This window comes from Mesorhizobium sp. M0029 (assembly GCF_040323735.1).
Classification (GTDB): Bacteria; Pseudomonadota; Alphaproteobacteria; order Rhizobiales; family Rhizobiaceae; genus Mesorhizobium.
Window position 1 is genome coordinate 38,897 of the sequence record NZ_JAMYVF010000022.1, and the last position, 17,194, is coordinate 56,090.

The 17,194-nt window shown below is 58.5% G+C and carries 20 protein-coding genes and 1 riboswitch; of the genes, 13 read left to right on the forward strand and 7 right to left on the reverse strand.

What is annotated here, in order from left to right; all coding sequences use genetic code 11:
• The first annotated feature begins 409 nt into the window (after positions 1-409).
• The 7 genes from NKJ76_RS27360 to NKJ76_RS27390 all read left to right on the forward strand — a co-directional run bounded on the left by NKJ76_RS27360 (position 410) and on the right by NKJ76_RS27390 (position 7,288).
• On the forward strand, positions 410-1,714 hold the full coding sequence (locus NKJ76_RS27360; RefSeq protein ID WP_352538811.1) for an ATP-grasp domain-containing protein: 1,305 nt from the start codon (positions 410-412) through the stop codon (positions 1,712-1,714).
• 223 nt (positions 1,715-1,937) lie between these two features.
• Positions 1,938-2,054, forward strand: a riboswitch (TPP riboswitch).
• 103 nt (positions 2,055-2,157) lie between these two features.
• Positions 2,158-3,993 (forward strand): phosphomethylpyrimidine synthase ThiC, encoded by a 1,836-nt coding sequence (thiC, locus tag NKJ76_RS27365; RefSeq protein WP_352538812.1) that lies wholly within the window; start codon positions 2,158-2,160, stop codon positions 3,991-3,993.
• Complete coding sequence (thiO, locus tag NKJ76_RS27370) at positions 3,990-4,991, forward strand: glycine oxidase ThiO (protein WP_352538813.1); 1,002 nt, start codon at positions 3,990-3,992, stop codon at positions 4,989-4,991. The genes thiC and thiO overlap by 4 nt, the downstream gene beginning before the upstream one ends.
• Positions 4,960-5,157, forward strand: a complete 198-nt coding sequence (gene thiS / locus NKJ76_RS27375) for a sulfur carrier protein ThiS (protein WP_023685606.1) — start codon at positions 4,960-4,962, stop codon at positions 5,155-5,157. Before thiO ends, thiS begins: the two co-directional genes overlap by 32 nt.
• Before the next feature lie 3 nt (positions 5,158-5,160).
• Positions 5,161-5,934, forward strand: coding sequence for a thiazole synthase (locus tag NKJ76_RS27380; protein ID WP_352538814.1), 774 nt, complete (start codon positions 5,161-5,163; stop codon positions 5,932-5,934).
• Positions 5,931-6,536 carry a thiamine phosphate synthase gene (locus NKJ76_RS27385; RefSeq protein ID WP_352538815.1) on the forward strand — a complete coding sequence of 202 codons (606 nt, stop codon included), beginning with the start codon at positions 5,931-5,933 and terminating at the stop codon, positions 6,534-6,536. The genes NKJ76_RS27380 and NKJ76_RS27385 overlap by 4 nt, the downstream gene beginning before the upstream one ends.
• Positions 6,527-7,288 carry a hydroxymethylpyrimidine/phosphomethylpyrimidine kinase gene (locus tag NKJ76_RS27390; RefSeq protein ID WP_352538849.1) on the forward strand — a complete coding sequence of 254 codons (762 nt, stop codon included), beginning with the start codon at positions 6,527-6,529 and terminating at the stop codon, positions 7,286-7,288. Before NKJ76_RS27385 ends, NKJ76_RS27390 begins: the two co-directional genes overlap by 10 nt.
• Positions 7,289-7,309: 21 nt before the next feature.
• Here the strand turns inward: NKJ76_RS27390 and NKJ76_RS27395 are convergent, their stop codons facing one another.
• The gene (locus NKJ76_RS27395) at positions 7,310-7,483 is read right to left on the reverse strand and encodes a hypothetical protein (RefSeq protein ID WP_352538816.1); all 174 of its coding nucleotides are present in this window, start codon (positions 7,481-7,483) and stop codon (positions 7,310-7,312) included.
• 203 nt (positions 7,484-7,686) lie between these two features.
• On the opposite strand from NKJ76_RS27395, the gene NKJ76_RS27400 reads away from it, so the two are divergent.
• Positions 7,687-8,106, forward strand: a complete 420-nt coding sequence (locus NKJ76_RS27400; RefSeq protein ID WP_245272726.1) for a hypothetical protein — start codon at positions 7,687-7,689, stop codon at positions 8,104-8,106.
• Between the two features lie 650 nt (positions 8,107-8,756).
• Here NKJ76_RS27400 and NKJ76_RS27405 read toward each other — a convergent pair.
• Genes NKJ76_RS27405 through NKJ76_RS27415 form a run of 3 tightly spaced genes read right to left on the reverse strand, consistent with a single transcriptional unit; the run spans position 8,757 to position 10,976 of the window.
• Positions 8,757-9,158 carry a ubiquitination-like system serine protease family protein gene (locus NKJ76_RS27405; protein WP_032898265.1) on the reverse strand — a complete coding sequence of 134 codons (402 nt, stop codon included), beginning with the start codon at positions 9,156-9,158 and terminating at the stop codon, positions 8,757-8,759.
• Complete coding sequence (locus tag NKJ76_RS27410; RefSeq protein WP_023697173.1) at positions 9,158-10,345, reverse strand: ThiF family adenylyltransferase; 1,188 nt, start codon at positions 10,343-10,345, stop codon at positions 9,158-9,160. The genes NKJ76_RS27405 and NKJ76_RS27410 overlap by 1 nt, the downstream gene beginning before the upstream one ends.
• Positions 10,320-10,976, reverse strand: coding sequence for a multiubiquitin domain-containing protein (locus tag NKJ76_RS27415; protein ID WP_352538817.1), 657 nt, complete (start codon positions 10,974-10,976; stop codon positions 10,320-10,322). Before NKJ76_RS27415 ends, NKJ76_RS27410 begins: the two co-directional genes overlap by 26 nt.
• Positions 10,977-11,126: 150 nt before the next feature.
• On the opposite strand from NKJ76_RS27415, the gene NKJ76_RS27420 reads away from it, so the two are divergent.
• Genes NKJ76_RS27420 through NKJ76_RS27435 form a run of 4 tightly spaced genes read left to right on the forward strand, consistent with a single transcriptional unit; the run spans position 11,127 to position 13,476 of the window.
• A complete protein-coding gene (locus tag NKJ76_RS27420) occupies positions 11,127-11,333 on the forward strand; it encodes a ribbon-helix-helix protein, CopG family (RefSeq protein ID WP_010913797.1) in 207 nt (68 codons plus the stop codon).
• A complete protein-coding gene (locus NKJ76_RS27425) occupies positions 11,330-11,977 on the forward strand; it encodes a hypothetical protein (protein ID WP_023697175.1) in 648 nt (215 codons plus the stop codon). The genes NKJ76_RS27420 and NKJ76_RS27425 overlap by 4 nt, the downstream gene beginning before the upstream one ends.
• A 15-nt stretch (positions 11,978-11,992) precedes the next feature.
• Positions 11,993-12,523, forward strand: coding sequence for a helix-turn-helix domain-containing protein (locus NKJ76_RS27430; RefSeq protein WP_023830723.1), 531 nt, complete (start codon positions 11,993-11,995; stop codon positions 12,521-12,523).
• Positions 12,520-13,476 (forward strand): ImmA/IrrE family metallo-endopeptidase, encoded by a 957-nt coding sequence (locus tag NKJ76_RS27435; RefSeq protein ID WP_352538818.1) that lies wholly within the window; start codon positions 12,520-12,522, stop codon positions 13,474-13,476. Before NKJ76_RS27430 ends, NKJ76_RS27435 begins: the two co-directional genes overlap by 4 nt.
• A gap of 237 nt (positions 13,477-13,713) precedes the next feature.
• Here NKJ76_RS27435 and NKJ76_RS27440 read toward each other — a convergent pair whose 3' ends face one another.
• The 3 genes from NKJ76_RS27440 to NKJ76_RS27450 all read right to left on the reverse strand — a co-directional run bounded on the left by NKJ76_RS27440 (position 13,714) and on the right by NKJ76_RS27450 (position 16,014).
• A complete protein-coding gene (locus NKJ76_RS27440; protein WP_352538819.1) occupies positions 13,714-14,229 on the reverse strand; it encodes an ImmA/IrrE family metallo-endopeptidase in 516 nt (171 codons plus the stop codon).
• A 240-nt stretch (positions 14,230-14,469) separates the two neighbouring features.
• Positions 14,470-14,670 (reverse strand): ParB N-terminal domain-containing protein, encoded by a 201-nt coding sequence (locus NKJ76_RS27445; RefSeq protein ID WP_352538820.1) that lies wholly within the window; start codon positions 14,668-14,670, stop codon positions 14,470-14,472.
• Positions 14,671-15,726: 1,056 nt separating this feature from the next.
• The gene (locus NKJ76_RS27450; protein ID WP_081726247.1) at positions 15,727-16,014 is read right to left on the reverse strand and encodes a hypothetical protein; all 288 of its coding nucleotides are present in this window, start codon (positions 16,012-16,014) and stop codon (positions 15,727-15,729) included.
• A gap of 550 nt (positions 16,015-16,564) precedes the next feature.
• Between NKJ76_RS27450 and NKJ76_RS27455 the strand changes: the two genes are divergently transcribed.
• A complete protein-coding gene (locus NKJ76_RS27455; protein ID WP_352538821.1) occupies positions 16,565-17,017 on the forward strand; it encodes a hypothetical protein in 453 nt (150 codons plus the stop codon).
• Positions 17,018-17,194: the final 177 nt, after the last annotated feature.

Sequence of the window (17,194 nt, forward strand, 5' to 3'; positions counted from 1 at the left end):
ATCTTAAATGATGTGACTCCATGATTGAATGGGGCCGTTTGACGACTCGCTGCTTACACATCGGGCCGGTTCCAGATTCAGGGCTCACCATGAGCCGGTATGACCAGAGCGCATGTTCTTGTGCTGCGAGTTTGATGTGGCTTGGCGTGCCCTACCCGAGGGGTAGGTCACGCCCAGGCCCACGGGATCACACACCAACCCCAGCTAACCTGGTTTGAACGGAGCAAGCCTCCGACGCCGCCCTAATCAAAAACGCTGCAACAGATCCTTCAAATCAATTTACAAGATTTTTACAACCGTCAGTCGTTGACAATGGTACGGCACCCCGAGTCTGAGGTCCGGCACGGCCACAAAAGTGACACCGGTACCCTCGGACCGCCGCCAGCACGCAACATCGGGATTAACAGCAATGGTAAGAAGAAGAGCGCTCATATTGGTCGAAGGCCATAGGGGTACTGGTCAGCTATACGTCCAAGCGGCTCAGTGTCTTGGTCTTCATCCAATTACTCTGACGGCTGATCCACCTCGGTACGACTATCTTTCGGCGGAAAACGTTGAGGCAATCCGTGTCGACACTGGCAATCTCGAAGCGTTGGTCCGCGAAAGTTCGCGGCTGCGTGCTACCCACGACATTGCTGGCATTACTGGCTTTGCCGGGGACCATGAATCGATCTATGCGACAGTTGGCAAGCTTTGCCGGCATTTCGATCTACCGGGACCGAACCCTGAATCGATTGAACGAAGCTGCGACAAATTCAAGCAACGCCAACTCCTCGCGCAGGCCGGCGTTCCAATACCGGCCTATCGGTTGGCAGCGAATGCGGCGGAGGTAGAAAGCTCGGCTGCAGAGATCGGCCTGCCCGTGATTCTTAAGCCGGCAGTAGGCAGCGGCAGCATGGGTGTCCGATTGTGCCGCAGCCTCGAAGACGTAGCCGAACATACGACCCATCTATTGGGCGGAAAGCACATATGGCGGTCTACACCGAAAATACTCGTCGAAGAATTCGCACAGGGCCCGTTCTATAGCATTAATGTTATGGGGAATGAGGTCGTTGCGATTTGCGCCAATGACTTTGGTCCCCTCCCCCATTTCGTCATACGTGAGGTGACGTATCCGGCCCTGCTAACCGATCAGGAGCGTGAGCGCATCGCCGATGTTTCGCTGAGCTGTTTGCGGGCTCTCGGCCTTGGCTGGGGGCCAACTAACATTGAACTCCGGTGCACGAAACGCGATCCAGTTGTCATTGAAGTCAATCCGCGTCTTAGTGGCGCGCCCGACCCTCAACTGGTCCAGTTAGCTTACGGTGTCGACCTCGTCACCGAGCACATCAAGCTTGTCATTGGCGAGGAATGGGATCTGCGCAAAAAGCATTCGCATACTGCGGCCGCGCGATTCCTGCTTCCTGATCAAGATGGCACCCTCGACTGGATTGGTGGCGACACTCAGGCAGCTGCTATATCAGGTGTGGCCGAGGTCAAATTGAATGTTGAACCCAAGACACCGATCGTCAGGAAGGGGGATTTCCGAGACTGGATTGGACATGTCATTGCCACTTCGCCCAGCCGTGCTGAAACCGAGGGCGCCCTTCAGCGAGCGGTCGACTTGATCGAATGGTCGATCACCCCTTTTCCGGCGACAATAAGAGGTGATCGAGAGCACGATGTTTGTGGGGCGTTCGGGCGGCCCACCAGTTCTGTTCCGATCAGGCATTGACGGCTTAAGATCCTTGAAACGCAGCAGTTCCGTCTACGTCAATGTCACATCAAGTTTGACGAGGCAAATGCAGCTTTGGCCACACCTGCCTTGTCTCCCGCGGAACTTCTCCGCGACCCATGGCGAGGCCGTCGGCCCAATTTGGGCCCAATTTGAATGCCGCCCACCGCCGCCGCAGGACGAACATGCGCTTGACAAGACAACGCCGGCCCGTTCAACTTGAGGCATTCACCAGGGGAGTCCCGGCAAGGGGCTGAGATACTGCTGGCTTTCGCGGCGCAGTGACCCGTTGAACCTGATCCAGTTCATACTGGCGTAGGGACGGTGCAAGCGCTCTGCGGGAGTTCACGCCCGAGGTCCTGTTTCGGCAGGTCGACAGAAGCGTCTTTTCATCCTTCCGGCACAGAACTGGGTCTCCAATGCATGAGCAAAGGAGCCTCAAGATGAATGCCCTCACCCCAGCCGTCTCAACGGGGCCGCTGCCTGCTTCGCGTAAGATCCACAAGCCCGGTGCCATCCACCCGCAGATCAGGGCGCCGATGCGCGAAATCTCCGTCCATCCGACAGCCGGCGAACCGCCCGTCACCGTCTACGATCCGTCGGGCCCCTATACCGATCCGGCTGTCGAAACCAGCATCGAAAAAGGCCTGGCCCGGCTTCGCCACGAATGGATCTTGGCGCGCGGCGATGTCGAGGTCTGCGACGGCCGCCATGTCCGGCCGGAGGACAACGGATTCGCGACGGGCGAACGCCTGACGCCAGAATTTCCCATCCGCCACCGACCGCTCAGGGCCAAAGCAGGCAAGGCGGTGACGCAGCTTGCCTACGCGCGCGCCGGCATCATCACACCCGAAATGGAGTTCGTCGCCATCCGCGAGAACCTTGGTCGCGAGATCCTGCGCGGCAAGCTTGAGCGCGACGGCGAGGCTTTCGGCGCGACGCTGCCCGATTTCGTCACGCCCGAATTCGTGCGTGACGAGGTGGCGCGCGGACGGGCGATCATCCCCGCCAACATCAACCATCCCGAGAGCGAGCCAATGATCATCGGCCGCAATTTCCTGGTCAAGATCAACGCCAATATCGGCAACTCCGCCGTCACATCGTCGATGGCGGAAGAGGTCGAAAAGATGGTGTGGGCGATCCGCTGGGGCGCCGATACGGTGATGGACCTGTCGACCGGCCGCAACATCCACAACATCCGCGACTGGATCGTGCGCAACGCGCCGGTGCCGATCGGCACGGTGCCGCTCTACCAGGCGCTCGAAAAGGTCGGCGGCATTGCCGAGGATCTGACCTGGGAGGTCTACCGCGACACGCTGATCGAACAGGCCGAGCAAGGCGTCGACTATTTCACCATCCACGCCGGCGTGCGGCTGCATTACATCCCGCTGACCGTCGACCGGGTGACGGGTATCGTCTCGCGCGGCGGCTCGATCATGGCCAAATGGTGCCTGCACCATCACCGGGAGAGCTTCCTCTACGAGCACTTCGCGGAGATCTGCGACATCGCCAGAGCCTACGACGTCTCCTTCTCGCTCGGCGACGGCCTTCGTCCGGGCTCGATCGCCGATGCCAACGACGCGGCGCAGTTCGCCGAGTTGGAAACGCTCGGCGAGCTGACGCAGATCGCCTGGGCGAAGGATTGCCAGGTGATGATCGAGGGGCCTGGCCACGTGCCGATGCACAAAATCAAGGCGAACATGGACAAGCAACTCGCCGTCTGCGGCGAGGCGCCGTTCTATACGCTTGGACCGCTGACGACCGACATCGCGCCGGGCTATGACCACATCACCTCAGGCATTGGCGCCGCGATGATCGGCTGGTTCGGCACCGCCATGCTCTGCTACGTCACGCCCAAGGAGCATCTCGGCCTTCCCGATCGCAACGACGTCAAGATCGGCGTGATCACCTACAAGATCGCCGCCCACGCCGCCGACCTGGCGAAGGGCCATCCGGCAGCGAAAGTCAGGGATGATGCGCTTTCCCGCGCGCGCTTCGAGTTCCGCTGGGAGGACCAGTTCAACCTGTCGCTCGATCCGGAAACGGCGCGGTCCTTCCACGACCAGACTTTGCCCAAGGAAGCGCACAAGGTGGCGCATTTCTGCTCGATGTGCGGACCGAAATTCTGCTCGATGCGTATCTCTCACGACATCCGTGCCGAGGCGCAGAAAGAGGGCATGGCGGCGATGGCGGCGAAATACCGCGAGGGCGGTGATCTCTACCTGCCGGCGGACGAGACCGGGGCACCGCTCATACCTCAGCCACGTGAGCCATCATGAAGGTCTTGGTCAAAGGAGCGGGCGTTGCTGGCCTCACCGCCGCCTTCGAGTTCGCCGCACGCGGCGCGGCGGTTACCGTTGCCGAGACAAGGCCTGCCCTTGGGGGCAATGCGTCGTGGTTCGCCGGTGGCATGTTGGCGCCGTGGTGCGAGCGTGAAAGCGCCGAGCAGCCGGTGCTGGATCTCGGAAGCGACGCCGCCGACTGGTGGGACGCCGCAACGCCAGGCTTGGTAGCACGACGGGGAACGCTGGTCTTGGCCGCGCCGCGCGATGCGGGCGAGCTCGACCGGTTCGCCAGCCGCACGACGGGCTATCGGCGCGTCGAGGAAGATGAAATTGCCTTGCTGGAGCCCGACTTAGCCGGCCGCTTCCGCCGCGGATTGCTGTTCGCCGATGAGGCTCACCTCGACCCACGCCCGGCGATGGCGGCACTTCATGACAAGCTTGCGACCATGGGTGTCAAATTCCACTTCGGCTGCGACGCCCGGCCTGTTTCGGGTTTCGCCCGTCAGATAGACTGTATGGGAATGGCAGCGGCCGATGACAGGCTGCGCGGTGTTCGCGGCGAAATGCTGATTCTTCGCACGCCTGATGTCTCGCTGTCGCGGCCGGTCCGTTTGCTTCATCCACGCTTTCCGCTTTATGCCGTGCCGCGCACCGATCACCGTTTCATGATCGGAGCGACGATGATTGAAAGCCAGAGTGCCGGACCGGTGACGGCGCGTTCCATAATGGAGCTGCTGGGTACCGCCTATGCCCTCCACCCGGCCTTTGGCGAGGCCGAGATCGTTGAAACCGGTGTCGGCGTCCGCCCAGCCTTTGCCGACAACTTGCCGCGCGTCGAAACCAAGGGTGAAATCATCGCGATCAACGGGCTCTATCGTCACGGTTTTCTCCTGGCTCCCGCCATGGCGCGCCAGGCTGCCGACCTGGTTTTCACTCAAGACAGAACCAAGGAGCTTGCTCATGAAACTGATGGTCAACGGCGAAGCGCATGAGGTTGCCGCCACCACGCTGGCCGAGCTGCTTGCCGCGCTCGACTATGAGGGCGATTGGCTCGCGACCGCCGTCAACAATGACCTCGTGCACAAAGCCAACCGGGCGGAATTCCAGTTGAACGACGGCGACCGGATTGAAATCCTCTCGCCCATGCAGGGCGGCTAGGCCATGATCGAGCTTTATGAAGCCGAGCTTCCGTCGCGCCTGCTTCTTGGCACGGCTCAATATCCTTCGCCGGCCATCCTTGCCTATGCAGTCAGGGCTTCGGGCACGGCGGTGGTGACCGTCTCGTTGCGCCGTGAAATGGCAGGCGGCAGGGCTGGCGAAGAATTCTGGTCGTTGATCCGCTCGCTTGGTGTCAGAATCCTGCCCAACACTGCTGGCTGCCACTCCGTCAAGGAAGCGGTCACGACCGCACAAATGGCGCGCGAAGTCTTCGGTACGAACTGGGTCAAGCTCGAAGTGATCGGCAACCATGACACCCTGCAGCCGGATGTTTTCGGTCTGGTCGAAGCCGCCCGCATCCTGTGCGAGGACGGTTTTGCTGTATTCCCCTATACCACCGACGACCTTATCGTTGCCGAGCGGCTGCTTGCGGCGGGCTGCAAGGTCTTGATGCCGTGGTGCGCGCCGATCGGTTCCGCTCTCGGACCGATCAACATCACGGCGCTGCGCTCGATGCGCGGACATTTCCCAGATGTTCCGCTGATCGTGGATGCGGGGCTCGGACGGCCGTCGCACGCGGCAACCGTTATGGAGCTCGGCTTTGACGCCGTACTCCTGAACACCGCGGTCGCCAAGGCGGCCGATCCGGTCGGCATGGCGCGTGCGTTCGGCAAGGCGGTCGAGGCCGGTCGTGAAGCTTTCAGCTCGGGTATGCTTGAACCGCGCGACGTCGCCGTGCCGTCGACGCCGACCATCGGCAGGGCCGTTTTTTCATGAAGCTCGATCCCTTCTACCTGATCGTCGACAGCGCTGACTGGGTCGAGCGGCTGGTCCCGCTCGGCGTCAAGCTGGTTCAGTTGCGCATCAAGGATAGGGACGAGACCACGCTGCGGTCGGAAATCCGCCGCGCGAACGGCGTCTGCGCGGTCCATGGTTGCCAACTGATCGTCAACGACTATTGGCGCACGGCAATTGAGGAAGGCTGCGACTTCGTCCATCTCGGCCAGGAGGATTTGGCTGCGGCCGACCTGCTGGCGATTAAGTACGCCGGATTGAAGCTCGGGCTTTCCACGCACGATCATCTAGAACTGGAAACGGCCATCGCTGCCGAGCCCGACTATATCGCGCTCGGCCCCATCTATCCCACCGTCCTGAAGCAGATGAAATGGGCGCCGCAAGGGCTCGAGCGGATCAGCGAGTGGAAGCATCGGGTGGCGCCGATCCCATTGGTCGCCATTGGCGGCCTCAACCCCGATCGGCTCGACGGTGTTTTCGCGGCTGGTTCGGACACCGCGGCGGTGGTCACCGACATCACGTTGAATGCCAATCCCGAAGCGCGCACGCGAGAATGGATCGAAAAGACAAAGCCATGGCGCTGAGGCGAGAACCGCATGTGCTCGTGGTCGGCGGATCTGACTCCAGCGGTGGGGCTGGAATCGCACGCGATATCGAGACGATCTCTTCCATTGGCGTGCGCACCTGCCTTGCTGTCACCGCGCTGACGGTGCAGACGCACCATGCGGTCATGGAAATCCACTCTATGCAACCCGGTCTGGTGGCCGGTCAGATGCGTGCGGGGTTGCAGGCCAACAAAGTGGCGGCCATCAAGATCGGGATGCTCGCCACGGTGGAGATCGTCATTGCGGTTGCCGGAGTGCTGCGCGAAAATCCGCAGGTGCCGGCAGTGCTCGACCCGGTGCTGGCCTCGACGTCAGGCCGGGCGCTCCTGGAAGCCGGCGCCATCGCCGCCCTGAAATGCGATCTGATGCCATTTTGCCGTCTGGTCACCCCCAATCTCTTCGAGCTGGCACTCCTTGTTGGCTCGGAGCGGGCAGTGGATGAGGACGGCGTAGTGTGGCAAGGCCAAGAATTGCTGGCAGCCGGCGCGCGGGCTCTGCTGATCAAGGGCGGCCATGCATCGGGACCGCAATCAACCGATATTCTGTTGCGCCCCGATCACGAACCAGTCCGCTTTGACACGCCGCGTCTTGCCGCATCGATGCGCGGGACGGGCTGCATGCTGGCCAGCTCGATTGCGGCACATCTGGCGAAGGCGCAATCAATCGAGTACGCCGTGCGCCAGGGCAAGCTCTTTGTGTTAGAAAAGCTTCGGAAAACCCCAGCCGAATAGCCGTAGAGACGGCTCAAGCGTTCAGCGGCTGACGCTGAAATGGAAGCCGTAGCCCTCCTGCCCTTTTTTCACAGCGCGTGACGGAATGAGGCCGCTTTGCAGATCGGAATTCAGCGGCGCCGAGACAAGCTGCCCTGCCAGGCCGGGAAAGTAACGGGACTCTTCCTGCGGCGAAGCGCACTGCCAGTCAGGCATGGGGATGCACTTGTGCCTCCTGGCGAGTGTGAGGCCGCAGGAGTGAGGCATTTCAGCGCGGCGGGGAACGCCGGATCTGGCCCCGCAGTGCTGGAGCAAAGCAAAGGCCGGTTTGAGACGATTCCGGGGATTTCTACGAGGCTGCTCGCGACGCCGGCATTGAGTTCTACCAGCTCCTGAGCGGCATACGCGACCAAACCCGGTTGAGTGTCACCGCAGGGATGTTCCACGAGTGGGACAAACAGCTGCGGGACTGGCTGGTCCGCGAATTACGAAACTGGCATCGAGGGGATACGGCAGCTGCGAAGGTCTGGTCAGCGGATTTCGCCAAGATTGCAGACCTCCTGGAAAGTTTCGGCTGGAAAGTCCGAAGCACGGACTACTTCAAGACGCTCGATGCGTGCCGGTTGGTGGTCAACGTCTACAAGCACGGCGCCGGAAAATCGCTGGATGACCTGAAGAAAACCTGCTCCGAGTATCTAGACGATCCGCTCAAAGGCACTCGGCCGCCGTGGTCAGAGAAACTGCTGAACCACACGCACCTCAAGGTGAGCGATGACCAGTTCCAGACGTTCTCAGACGCGATTGTCGCGTTCTGGCGCGACGTCCCGGCAATGCCGTAGGTGGCAGCAACAGGTTCCTGATTGGTTTGAAAGGCCATTCTCAGTGATCGCGCCCAACGATAAGCATGCCAAGGTTTTACCCTCGCATATATCTTCGCTCCCGCTCCCGGCCATAAATTCTGCCACATATCTGCATTGCCGGGAAAGGTGCCATGCGTAACGCATTGGTCGATGGGCGAAGATTCCGCCCGCAAACGGGTTTCGGGGGCTCTTGCCCGCATTGCGGTACAGACATGATCCCGCGCGCGGCAGCGTCTGGGTTTGGCATTAGGCCAATAAACGAACACGTCGTTGGGTCAGCAGACACCTATCTGTTCGGCCGGTCAGACCGCCAAATTCGGTTCATTCAGAATTGGATGGGTACCGACCAAAATGAATCCCTAATCGACCGACTTCACAGAAAACGAAGCGATCTCCGGCCCTGACGAGCGAGTTTCGGCGTTGTCCGGGTGCTCCTGGATGAAAGATCGGGCTTCGCGCCTCATTTGGACAACGCCGCCAGGTAACCGTTTCCCTGAAACCTGCCCTTCATTCAGATTTGCAACATCAACGACTACCGGCTTCCTAGACCTACTTGGAGCCAATCGGAGGACAGCCGTGTCGGCGCCAGCCCGACCGCAAATTGCGGCCGACCCCATGGCAAACGTTGATTAGCCAATGAACTTGATCCACAGGCGCTTGAACCATGCGACGATGGCCCTGAGCCCCTTCGGCTGGGCGCCGCGCTTGAGCAGACGGTCATGGACGCGGCCCGCTTCGATCTGCGCGCGAGACATCTTGCCGGCCCATTGGATGCGGCCGCTTTTAATGATGTAGTGCGAGCCACAAGGGAAGTCGTGATTGCCGATCGACGGCCATATCGAGGCTCCCTCGTCTTCCATAATGAGGTCATATTCAGTCGGAACGAGCGGTGTTGAAACCTCCTCGCCGCACCCACACGCGCAATTATGCAGCGCGACGTGGCATTCGCGCGACACGTAAAGGACACCGTCTTCCAGTTGTTCCGGAATGTCTTCGACGAAGACCGTTGTAAGACAATCCACCCGAGCCATCATGTCACCCGGTTTGTGATATTGTTGCCCTCGATCATGTATGTCGCGTTCCTTTCGTTGCGCTCATCACGATAGAAGGTCAGCCAGCGTTTCCAGCGCATGACCGCCATAATCGCGTTCAAAGAATTGAGTTCGGCGATCTGGATTTCGGTTCCGTACACATCGGCCTCTTCGTCGTCGTCACCGAACGACAGATGGGTAGCCACTTCCGCCCACGGCATGCCAGGGGCAATAAACGTTGCCCTTGCGCAACCGTCGAGCGTGTTGTCGTCCAGCCCTATACCTATGCCAGTGTCGACAAATGCAATGCCCAGGCGAACCAGCCCTTCGGCAATCACGCGCCGCGACGATCCCTTATCAACGCAGACAAATACGAAGTCATAGGCTGAAAATTCGTCAATGTTGTCAGCCGTCACTCGAGTGGTGTGCGGCTTCACGCCCTTGTGCATGCGCGCGTAGAGCGCAGCGTAATAATCTACCTTGCGGGGGAAATTCTTCGCTAGCACCAGTTCAGGAGCACCAGGCGAACGGAAAAGATTGTGGTTGAGAAGCTGGTCGTCATCGTAGATGTGGATCTCGGCAACACGGGTCTTGGCGGCGAGGTCGAGCAGATAGGCACCGGTTCCGCCGAGGCCGATGATCGCGATGCTGCCCCTGAGTTTGCGGTTGGCGGCGAGGATTCCGTAGCGGACTGACGCAGAATCGGGAATCGCGAAGGGACTATCGTCCTCCGCACTGGCCAACGTGACGCCTGTACGCGCGTTGGCGGTCTTGTCGTGAGACCGCGCAGCAGCACCGAGGTGAGACTCATAGGTGACAACCTTGTCGTAAATGTTGGCATACTGGCCGGTGCCTTCTGGCTTCGACGAGAAATAATGGTGGACCTTGATGTCCGACCCCACAGTCGCTTCCTGACTATTATGGATGATATTTGTCATTGGCGTGCCATCGCGATGGCAAGGCGTCTCGCCGGCGAACCACATGGTGTGGTCCGTCAGTGGAGTCGAGGTCAGGCCTTCCGTATCCAGCGACAGAGTGCAGACAAGTGTGCCTCGACCAAGCGACATGTCCCGCTTCACATAGGGCACGCTGTGAACGAGGAGGACGAGGTCGCGCATCTCAAGCTCAAACCCCTCGTCCAGCAGTTGCTTCAGATGTGGATCACGACTTATCAGATCGGCGGACATTGAAGACCATCCCATTCTTGACTTCGATCTTTTCGCCCTCCACCAGATCACCTTCCGCGCCGTGTACACCTTTCAGGTAAGTTATCGTGTACTTGAATTTCTCGAAGTCGGCGTCAGGGTAGGCGAGAAGTGCAACCTCACGATAGCTGAGCTTTTTCTTGGGCACCGTACGCGGTCGCCCGTTGACTTTGATGACCACCGTCTTCGCTTCGCGGCTGCGGATGCGCTCGACTCCCTGTCCGCCCAGAGTCACCTCGCCATCAGCGGGAATGACCGCGTCGCCGGCGCTGTCCAGGATTAGCTCGAGTTCCTCATCGATGCTGGCGTAACGGTAGATGTCAGCTGCGGAGAGTTTGGCCGCCCCCCATTCCCAGCCGCGCTCGTTGACGGTGAGGGAGAAGGTCCGATCACCTTCGAATGAAAGGAACTCAGGCTGCGGCATCTGTCGCAGGTCGGTCGGCTCCTCAAGCCCGATCGAACGCGTCGACCCGTCCGCAATCTGGATGAGAATATAACCGCTAGCTGGATTGAGCCCGCCGATGGTGCGGACCTCGCGACCTGAGATTATGGCGTCATTGGTGGCGATCACGCGACCATCCAGCTTATATGTAAAGTGCGTTACGTCAGGCATTGAACCCTCCTTGTTTCTCATTCTGCACAAATCATATATGGAGTTTTTAGCCAATGTCTAGCTATTGATTGGCTAATTAATGATTGTTTTTTGATTGACAGGTATGGACTTTATAGCTACATGGAGAGTGCTGGTTAGGGAGAAGCGCCTGTGAAGCGTACGATGACGCTTAATTTGTCGGACGCAGAAATGAGCGTCCTTGAAACCATGTGTGAAGAAAAAGGGTTGTCTAAAACCGCACTCGTTCGCCAAGCGCTGCGGCTCTACAAATCAGTCGATGATCGACTGGCGCGGGGCGAAAAGGTGTTCGTCGAAAGCGCGGATAAATCAGAAAAAGTAGAGCTTATGGTTCTATGAAAGGGCTGATCGATCGAGTCTTTCTCAAAAATCGTGCCACAGGCCTGTACGAAGATGCACACCTGTATCATGGCTTGGACAGCACGAATCTCGCGCATATCGAAGGACGCTGGCGACCTCTTTTTGAGTTGCGTCGGAGGGAGGCTAAGGCTTCCCTTCAGACGTTAGCAGAGGTCAATGCTGAAGACGCCCATTGGGAATGGGGCAAGAAGGCGCTGGTTGCGCTGAACGACCCCTTCCTGTTCGATTTCTTCGTGCTTGAATGTGGTGGCAGTACCCAAGCCATCATGATGACGCGCAAAGGCGGTCAGGATTGCTTCAGTCGCCACCCCGAGCATCAGCGAGCGCCGCTGATCTACGTGGAGTTTTTGGCGACGGCTCCATGGAACCGACCAAAGTTGGTTGCTGACCCGACTTACAAGGGCGCGGGCCGTGTGCTCATCGGTACGGCCGTCAGCTTGAGCCTAGAAGAGGAATTTGGTGGCCGAATTGGTCTGCATTCACTTCGTGGCGCAGAAGTTTTCTACCGGGATGCGATCGGAATGACGGATTTCGGAACGGATAGCGAAGGAGTACATAAAGGACTTAGATACTTCGAGCTTTCCAGCAGGGATGCTGCGACTTTCCTATCCGTGCAACACTAACAAGAGGAGTCGACCATGAAATTACATTTCACTGCCGATTGGCTGCGCAGCCATATCGAACATGATCCGGATGTCGATTGCGACGTGGGGCTCCCGCTCCGCGACGCAGCTCCGCTTGAGCGTCTTATGCAGGAGAAGTCTCGTCATCAAGCAACTGCGGGGCAGCCTAATTCGGCTGCCCCCGAACAGAAATCTGCTGTGTTGTTTAAGTTGGTGCATCAGCTTCGACGCAAGGACGGTTTAAGCATTGCGCAGTTGGCTGCCAAAATTCGTGTTGATGCGGCGGAATTGGAGCAGGTGGAGAAGGATCCCAACTATGTTCCAGGCCCGCGTACCGTTCATCAGCTAGCCGAGTTTATTGGGGTTTCAGCACGTGCTGTAGGACTGCTGACTGCGGCGGCGTCCGCGCAGAATGACAATCTCACCGAAGCGGTGCATCGTTTTGCTGCGAGTTCAGACGACCTATCGAAACTAAGCCAGGCTGAAAGGCGCGACCTCAACGATTTCGTTAAGGTACTGGCGTCAATCGATAAGAAGAATGGATGACCATGTCTGCGATTGAGCCGATAATCGGGAACTTTGAGCGCCGAGATATCCATGAGCACATATCACGTTTGCTACGTGATCTCGGCAATCCAGAGCCCCCATTAAGGCTCGAGCAGGTGCGCGCGCTGCAAAAGCTTGACCTTACCTATTATAGCAAGGCGAACTTGAGCCTATTAGATGAGATCGCCCACAGGGCGCGAATGGCTGGGAACGAGATCACCAGCACGGCTAAGCGCATGGTCGATGTAGTCCAGCAATATGGCCTTCGTGGTATCCTAATGTTGAAGGAAGGCGACAAAAGAATCTTCATCGATGACGAGGTAGCCGAGCTAAAGCGACGCTTCCTCATCGCACATGAAATTACACATGACCTTCTACCGTGGCATCGCTCCCTGCTTCTGGGCGACAACGAGTCCACGCTGAACCCAACATTCCATCAGGCAATGGAAGCAGAAGCTAACTATGGCGGACGCCATCTCTTGTTTCTCGGAGGAAGGTTTCGACCGGAAGCGCTGGACTGCTCATTGGAATGGAAGAGTATCGAGCAGCTTCGCAAGCGCTATGGGAACACACTTACAACAACACTTTGGCAAATGGTTTGTGAACGCGACCCGGAGTTTCCTGCCTTCGGCGTTGTCAGTCGGCATCCGTATCACAGAGATATTTGCGAGAAGGCGGGGAATGACAATGTGGCATATTTTCCAAGATCGATAGCTTTAGCTGAGCACTTTCCCGGAATCACCACCACAGTTGCCTATTCCGCGATCTGCGATCACGCAACGAACCGCAAACGGGGTCCAGTAGGCGAAGGCGAAAGCATCTTTTATGATGCGAACGGCGAACCCCATGTATTCTGGTTGCACAGCTTCTCAAACACCTACGATCTGCTCACTTACTGCATCTACAAGAAGAAACACCAGCGCATTTTCCCTGTCGGCTATAGGGCAGCCTAGGCACAGGCAGACGGTTATCTCAACGGCAGCTTGCCCATATGTAAGCACACCACCGCTGTTTCGCTTGCGGCATATTTCTTGGCGGACGTCGCTTATTGTCGGCGCGACATTGGTATGACCTCGCCGAGCTGGCCGGACGGCCCCTCACCGCGGGTCGGCGCCACGAGCTTCAGCTTCACGACGCGAGCAGGCTCTTGCGAGAGCCAGCCCGGAGGAAGTGCAGCCAAGCTCTCAACATCATGAGCGAACAACGGCAGATCGTGCCGAAGCTCTTCCTTGGACAGCCCCCGTCATCCACCACGGTCCGAAATACATCAGCCAGTAACGTAGGTTGCTGCAGCGGCCAAACGTCATCGTAGGGCTCGGATCCTGAGTAGCCCTTGGCGCTGTAGCTACGATAAAGGCGGGTCGCTCCCTCGGCATCGACAATGCAGAGGCGTTGGAGACGCATGATCTGAGCCTTGATGGACACGCGCCAGCGAACCTTCTCAGCTCCCAAAGCGAGGCACTAGTGACCTCAGCCGAGAACTGACTCGCCGGCAGAAGCAACGCTGAAGCGAACCGATGAGCTTGGTCTTGGATCAGCTTGAAGTTCTCGACAAGCTCATCCTCGGACACTGCACGGTGCAGCAAGAGGTGGGCCAACTCGTGCGCGGCATCAAATTGTCTTCGCGCGAATGACTGCGCTAGAAGTACGTGTGGGCGACGATCAGATCCCCACCTGCTTAGCCCATCCAACTGTGTGGTTTCCATTGGTTCGCTCGCCACGACGACGCCGATCTGCTCCAGCAGAGCAACTACGTTGGGGTCGGTCGCAATCCGATTCCCCAGTGCTCTCGCGCTGTTTGGGCAATGCCCTCCAGATCCTCATCCCCAGGCTTCGGTAGCCTAAGCCGTTGAGTAAATCTGGCAGGTCGACTTCAGGGAGAAACGCATAATGGCCGGCAACTGCCGTAATGTCTTCAAGCCAGCGGTTGACCGGATAATCCTTGGTCACAGCCACGCCCTGTAGGTGCGGCCCTCGTCCAGCAGCAACCGCAACGCCCCCAGTCGCCGCCCTCCGGCGACGACTTCGAACTTGGCTCCCTTCGGGGCCTTGCGGGTCAAAAGGTTATGGATGAGGCCATGGGCCTCGATGCTGGCGGCCAGTTCGGCCCTACCTGCGGGCGGGATAGTGATAACTGCGGTATTCATGGACTTGCTCGTGTTGATTTCAGGGATTGACCTGATGGGTTCAGGTCCCCTGAACCCCTGCCTCGCGGCGAGTAGCGGGGAGCGAGGGGGGGCAAGTCCCGGGGGCGGAGGGGTCTCCCCGGTCTGCACCTAGCGAAGCGGAGGAAGATGGGGGAACCCGCCCGCGGCGGCTTGCTGGGGAGAGAGGGCCGCGCGCCTCTCTTCCCGCTACATAGGAGAGGTGCCGCTAGGCACATCCATGTCGGCGCAGCCGTGCCGCGAAGCGGCCCAAGAAAGAAGAGCGTACAAAACGGAAGCACCTAAATGCCCGCCAGCGGGACCAAGTCAGATCGGTGCAGGAGAAAGACCGTGGCCCTGAGACCGGCTCAACAGGGCGGCCGTAGGAGCATCAGCAACGCGCCGCCGTCAGGCGGGATGCGGAACGGACGGCCCCCCGGCGAAGGGCGCCGTTCTCTTTGAGCTGCGACCCTGGTGAGCGCCTTCGTGCCTAAAGCTGTGCCGTCGGGCTAAGTTTCAGCTTCAGATCGTTCTGAAAAGCCGAACATGGTTCGTCGAGTAACCCTTGAGGGAAGGATCCTTGTCGGGTTCCCTGTTTTTCGACAAAATCGCCCTGCAGAATTTATATTGCGTGATTTGGCGGCATCGCACTGCTGGGTGTCCGCCTTATAGCAAGCGTGGACCAAAACGGCTCCCACGTAATCATGCTCGACGTTGTTGGAAGAAAGGTGGGTCTGAATGTCTTGGAGAATGGCAACTCCATGGGACATCCCATCTGCTCCGGAGTAGGTCATTACGAGTTGACCGGGTCGTTCAAAGCCGCTTACCGAGCCGCTCCCTGCAACGTTCTCGTAGGTGCCAGACAAATCCGGGGCCGACGTGAATGTCACCTTGAAGGGGTGCCCCAGGCCGACGGGGGTGACATCCGTAAAGTCGGGACCGTAGTACACCGAGAGATCACGCAGTATGGAGATGATAACCCGATTGCGGCTTTCAAGTGTCCTCGCATCCCCCGAGGGCGCCACCTGATCTCTCGGGCAACCTTGTTCGGCGCCGCAGTTATTGAGGCGGCCGGCTTGGAAGCAGTTCCTTATGGCCCTCATGCATAAACCAGAGCACCCGTTTGAGGTGACTGCGAAGGGCCTTACGGGCGCGGATTGGCTCTTTGACCGGATCGATACCCAGTACATCCAGCGCCATCTCCTCTTCGCTGGCACTGTCGGCGCAAGCGTCCATGAGCTTCAAATAGAGCTCGAAATGCTTGTCATCATATGCGGTTAGGCTTTCCGACCAGGGGACTTCCGTTGCAATGGTTGGATCAGGCGTTGGGCGCGATCTGCTTTTCATCCATGTCTCGCTTTGGCGATGAACCAGGCCCCCGTTCCAATTCAGAATATCTCCATCTAGCGCACTTTCAACCGTTCTCGGCCTTCTTCGGACAGTCCCCAATCGTTGCATATGGTCGTGGGTTCCAAATTGGCGCACGGCTGCTCGCGACCAATACATCCTCAACTTGGCGAGGCGATGTAACGCCCGGCTGAACCAGAATGGCGCGGGTATTGAGCATCGCCGATTGGATCGAACCTCTTATTTTAGCTTCGCGATAATCTTGTCTGGCTGCTTGCAAGCGTCCATCATGCCGCCGTACATACGCTTAAGGATCTCGCCCATCACCGTACGAGCAGCAAACATTTCCAAAATCGATCTTGCAACTTGAGGCTTTGCGTTACTGCATAGCTGCATTGCACAAAATGTGTTTGCGCATTGCACAACTTTTAGCCATTAAGCTTACAGCTGATGCACGCGATGGTTTCCTCCCATTCCATGGTATCAGCTGTTCCCCTCTGAAGGTTTTGACTTTACACCTAAAGGGCCTCGGTTTTCCGATGCCCTTTTTTTGGCGGTCGCCACGTCGTTAATGGAACGCGGCTCGATCGCCGGTTCAGCCATCAGGCTTTGGAACCCGTTCTGCCCGGCCGACCCCTCCCGACAACAGTCTGACCTTCGCCAGCCTTCTACGGGCAAGCGTTCGCGCCAAAAGTTCAAAGCCGCGTCCGTAACATTCGACGATGAAAGCCAATGTCATCAGGTCGAGCAGAAACTCGTCGATCGCATGTGTGAGCGCATCAGACTTTTGTCCGAACTGAAGGAGCAGGGCGCGCGCGTCTTCGATCGCGGCCTGGCAATCGTCTGCATCTATCAGGGAACTGATCCTGTCAAAGATCTGCAAGCGTCCTCACTTTTCGGAAGCCACACTCAGCATCGAACGCCGCTGATGAGTGAGTTTCCAACAAAAGAACAGGGTAACGTTTCGCGAAAAATCGCTCGGCAGCGCGTCGATCGAGCATGATGCCTCAAATGACATGTGAATCCCGGCTCACCAAGATGTCGTTGAAGGCGAGTGAGCCGGCCCATGTCTGCGTCCCGGCCGCCTGACAACTGGTCAGGAGGAACTGTGGCCACATTCGTCGTAGGCAAATGGGCCATCTATTCTTAAGCCGCCACGGTTCAGCCTAGATTACATGGG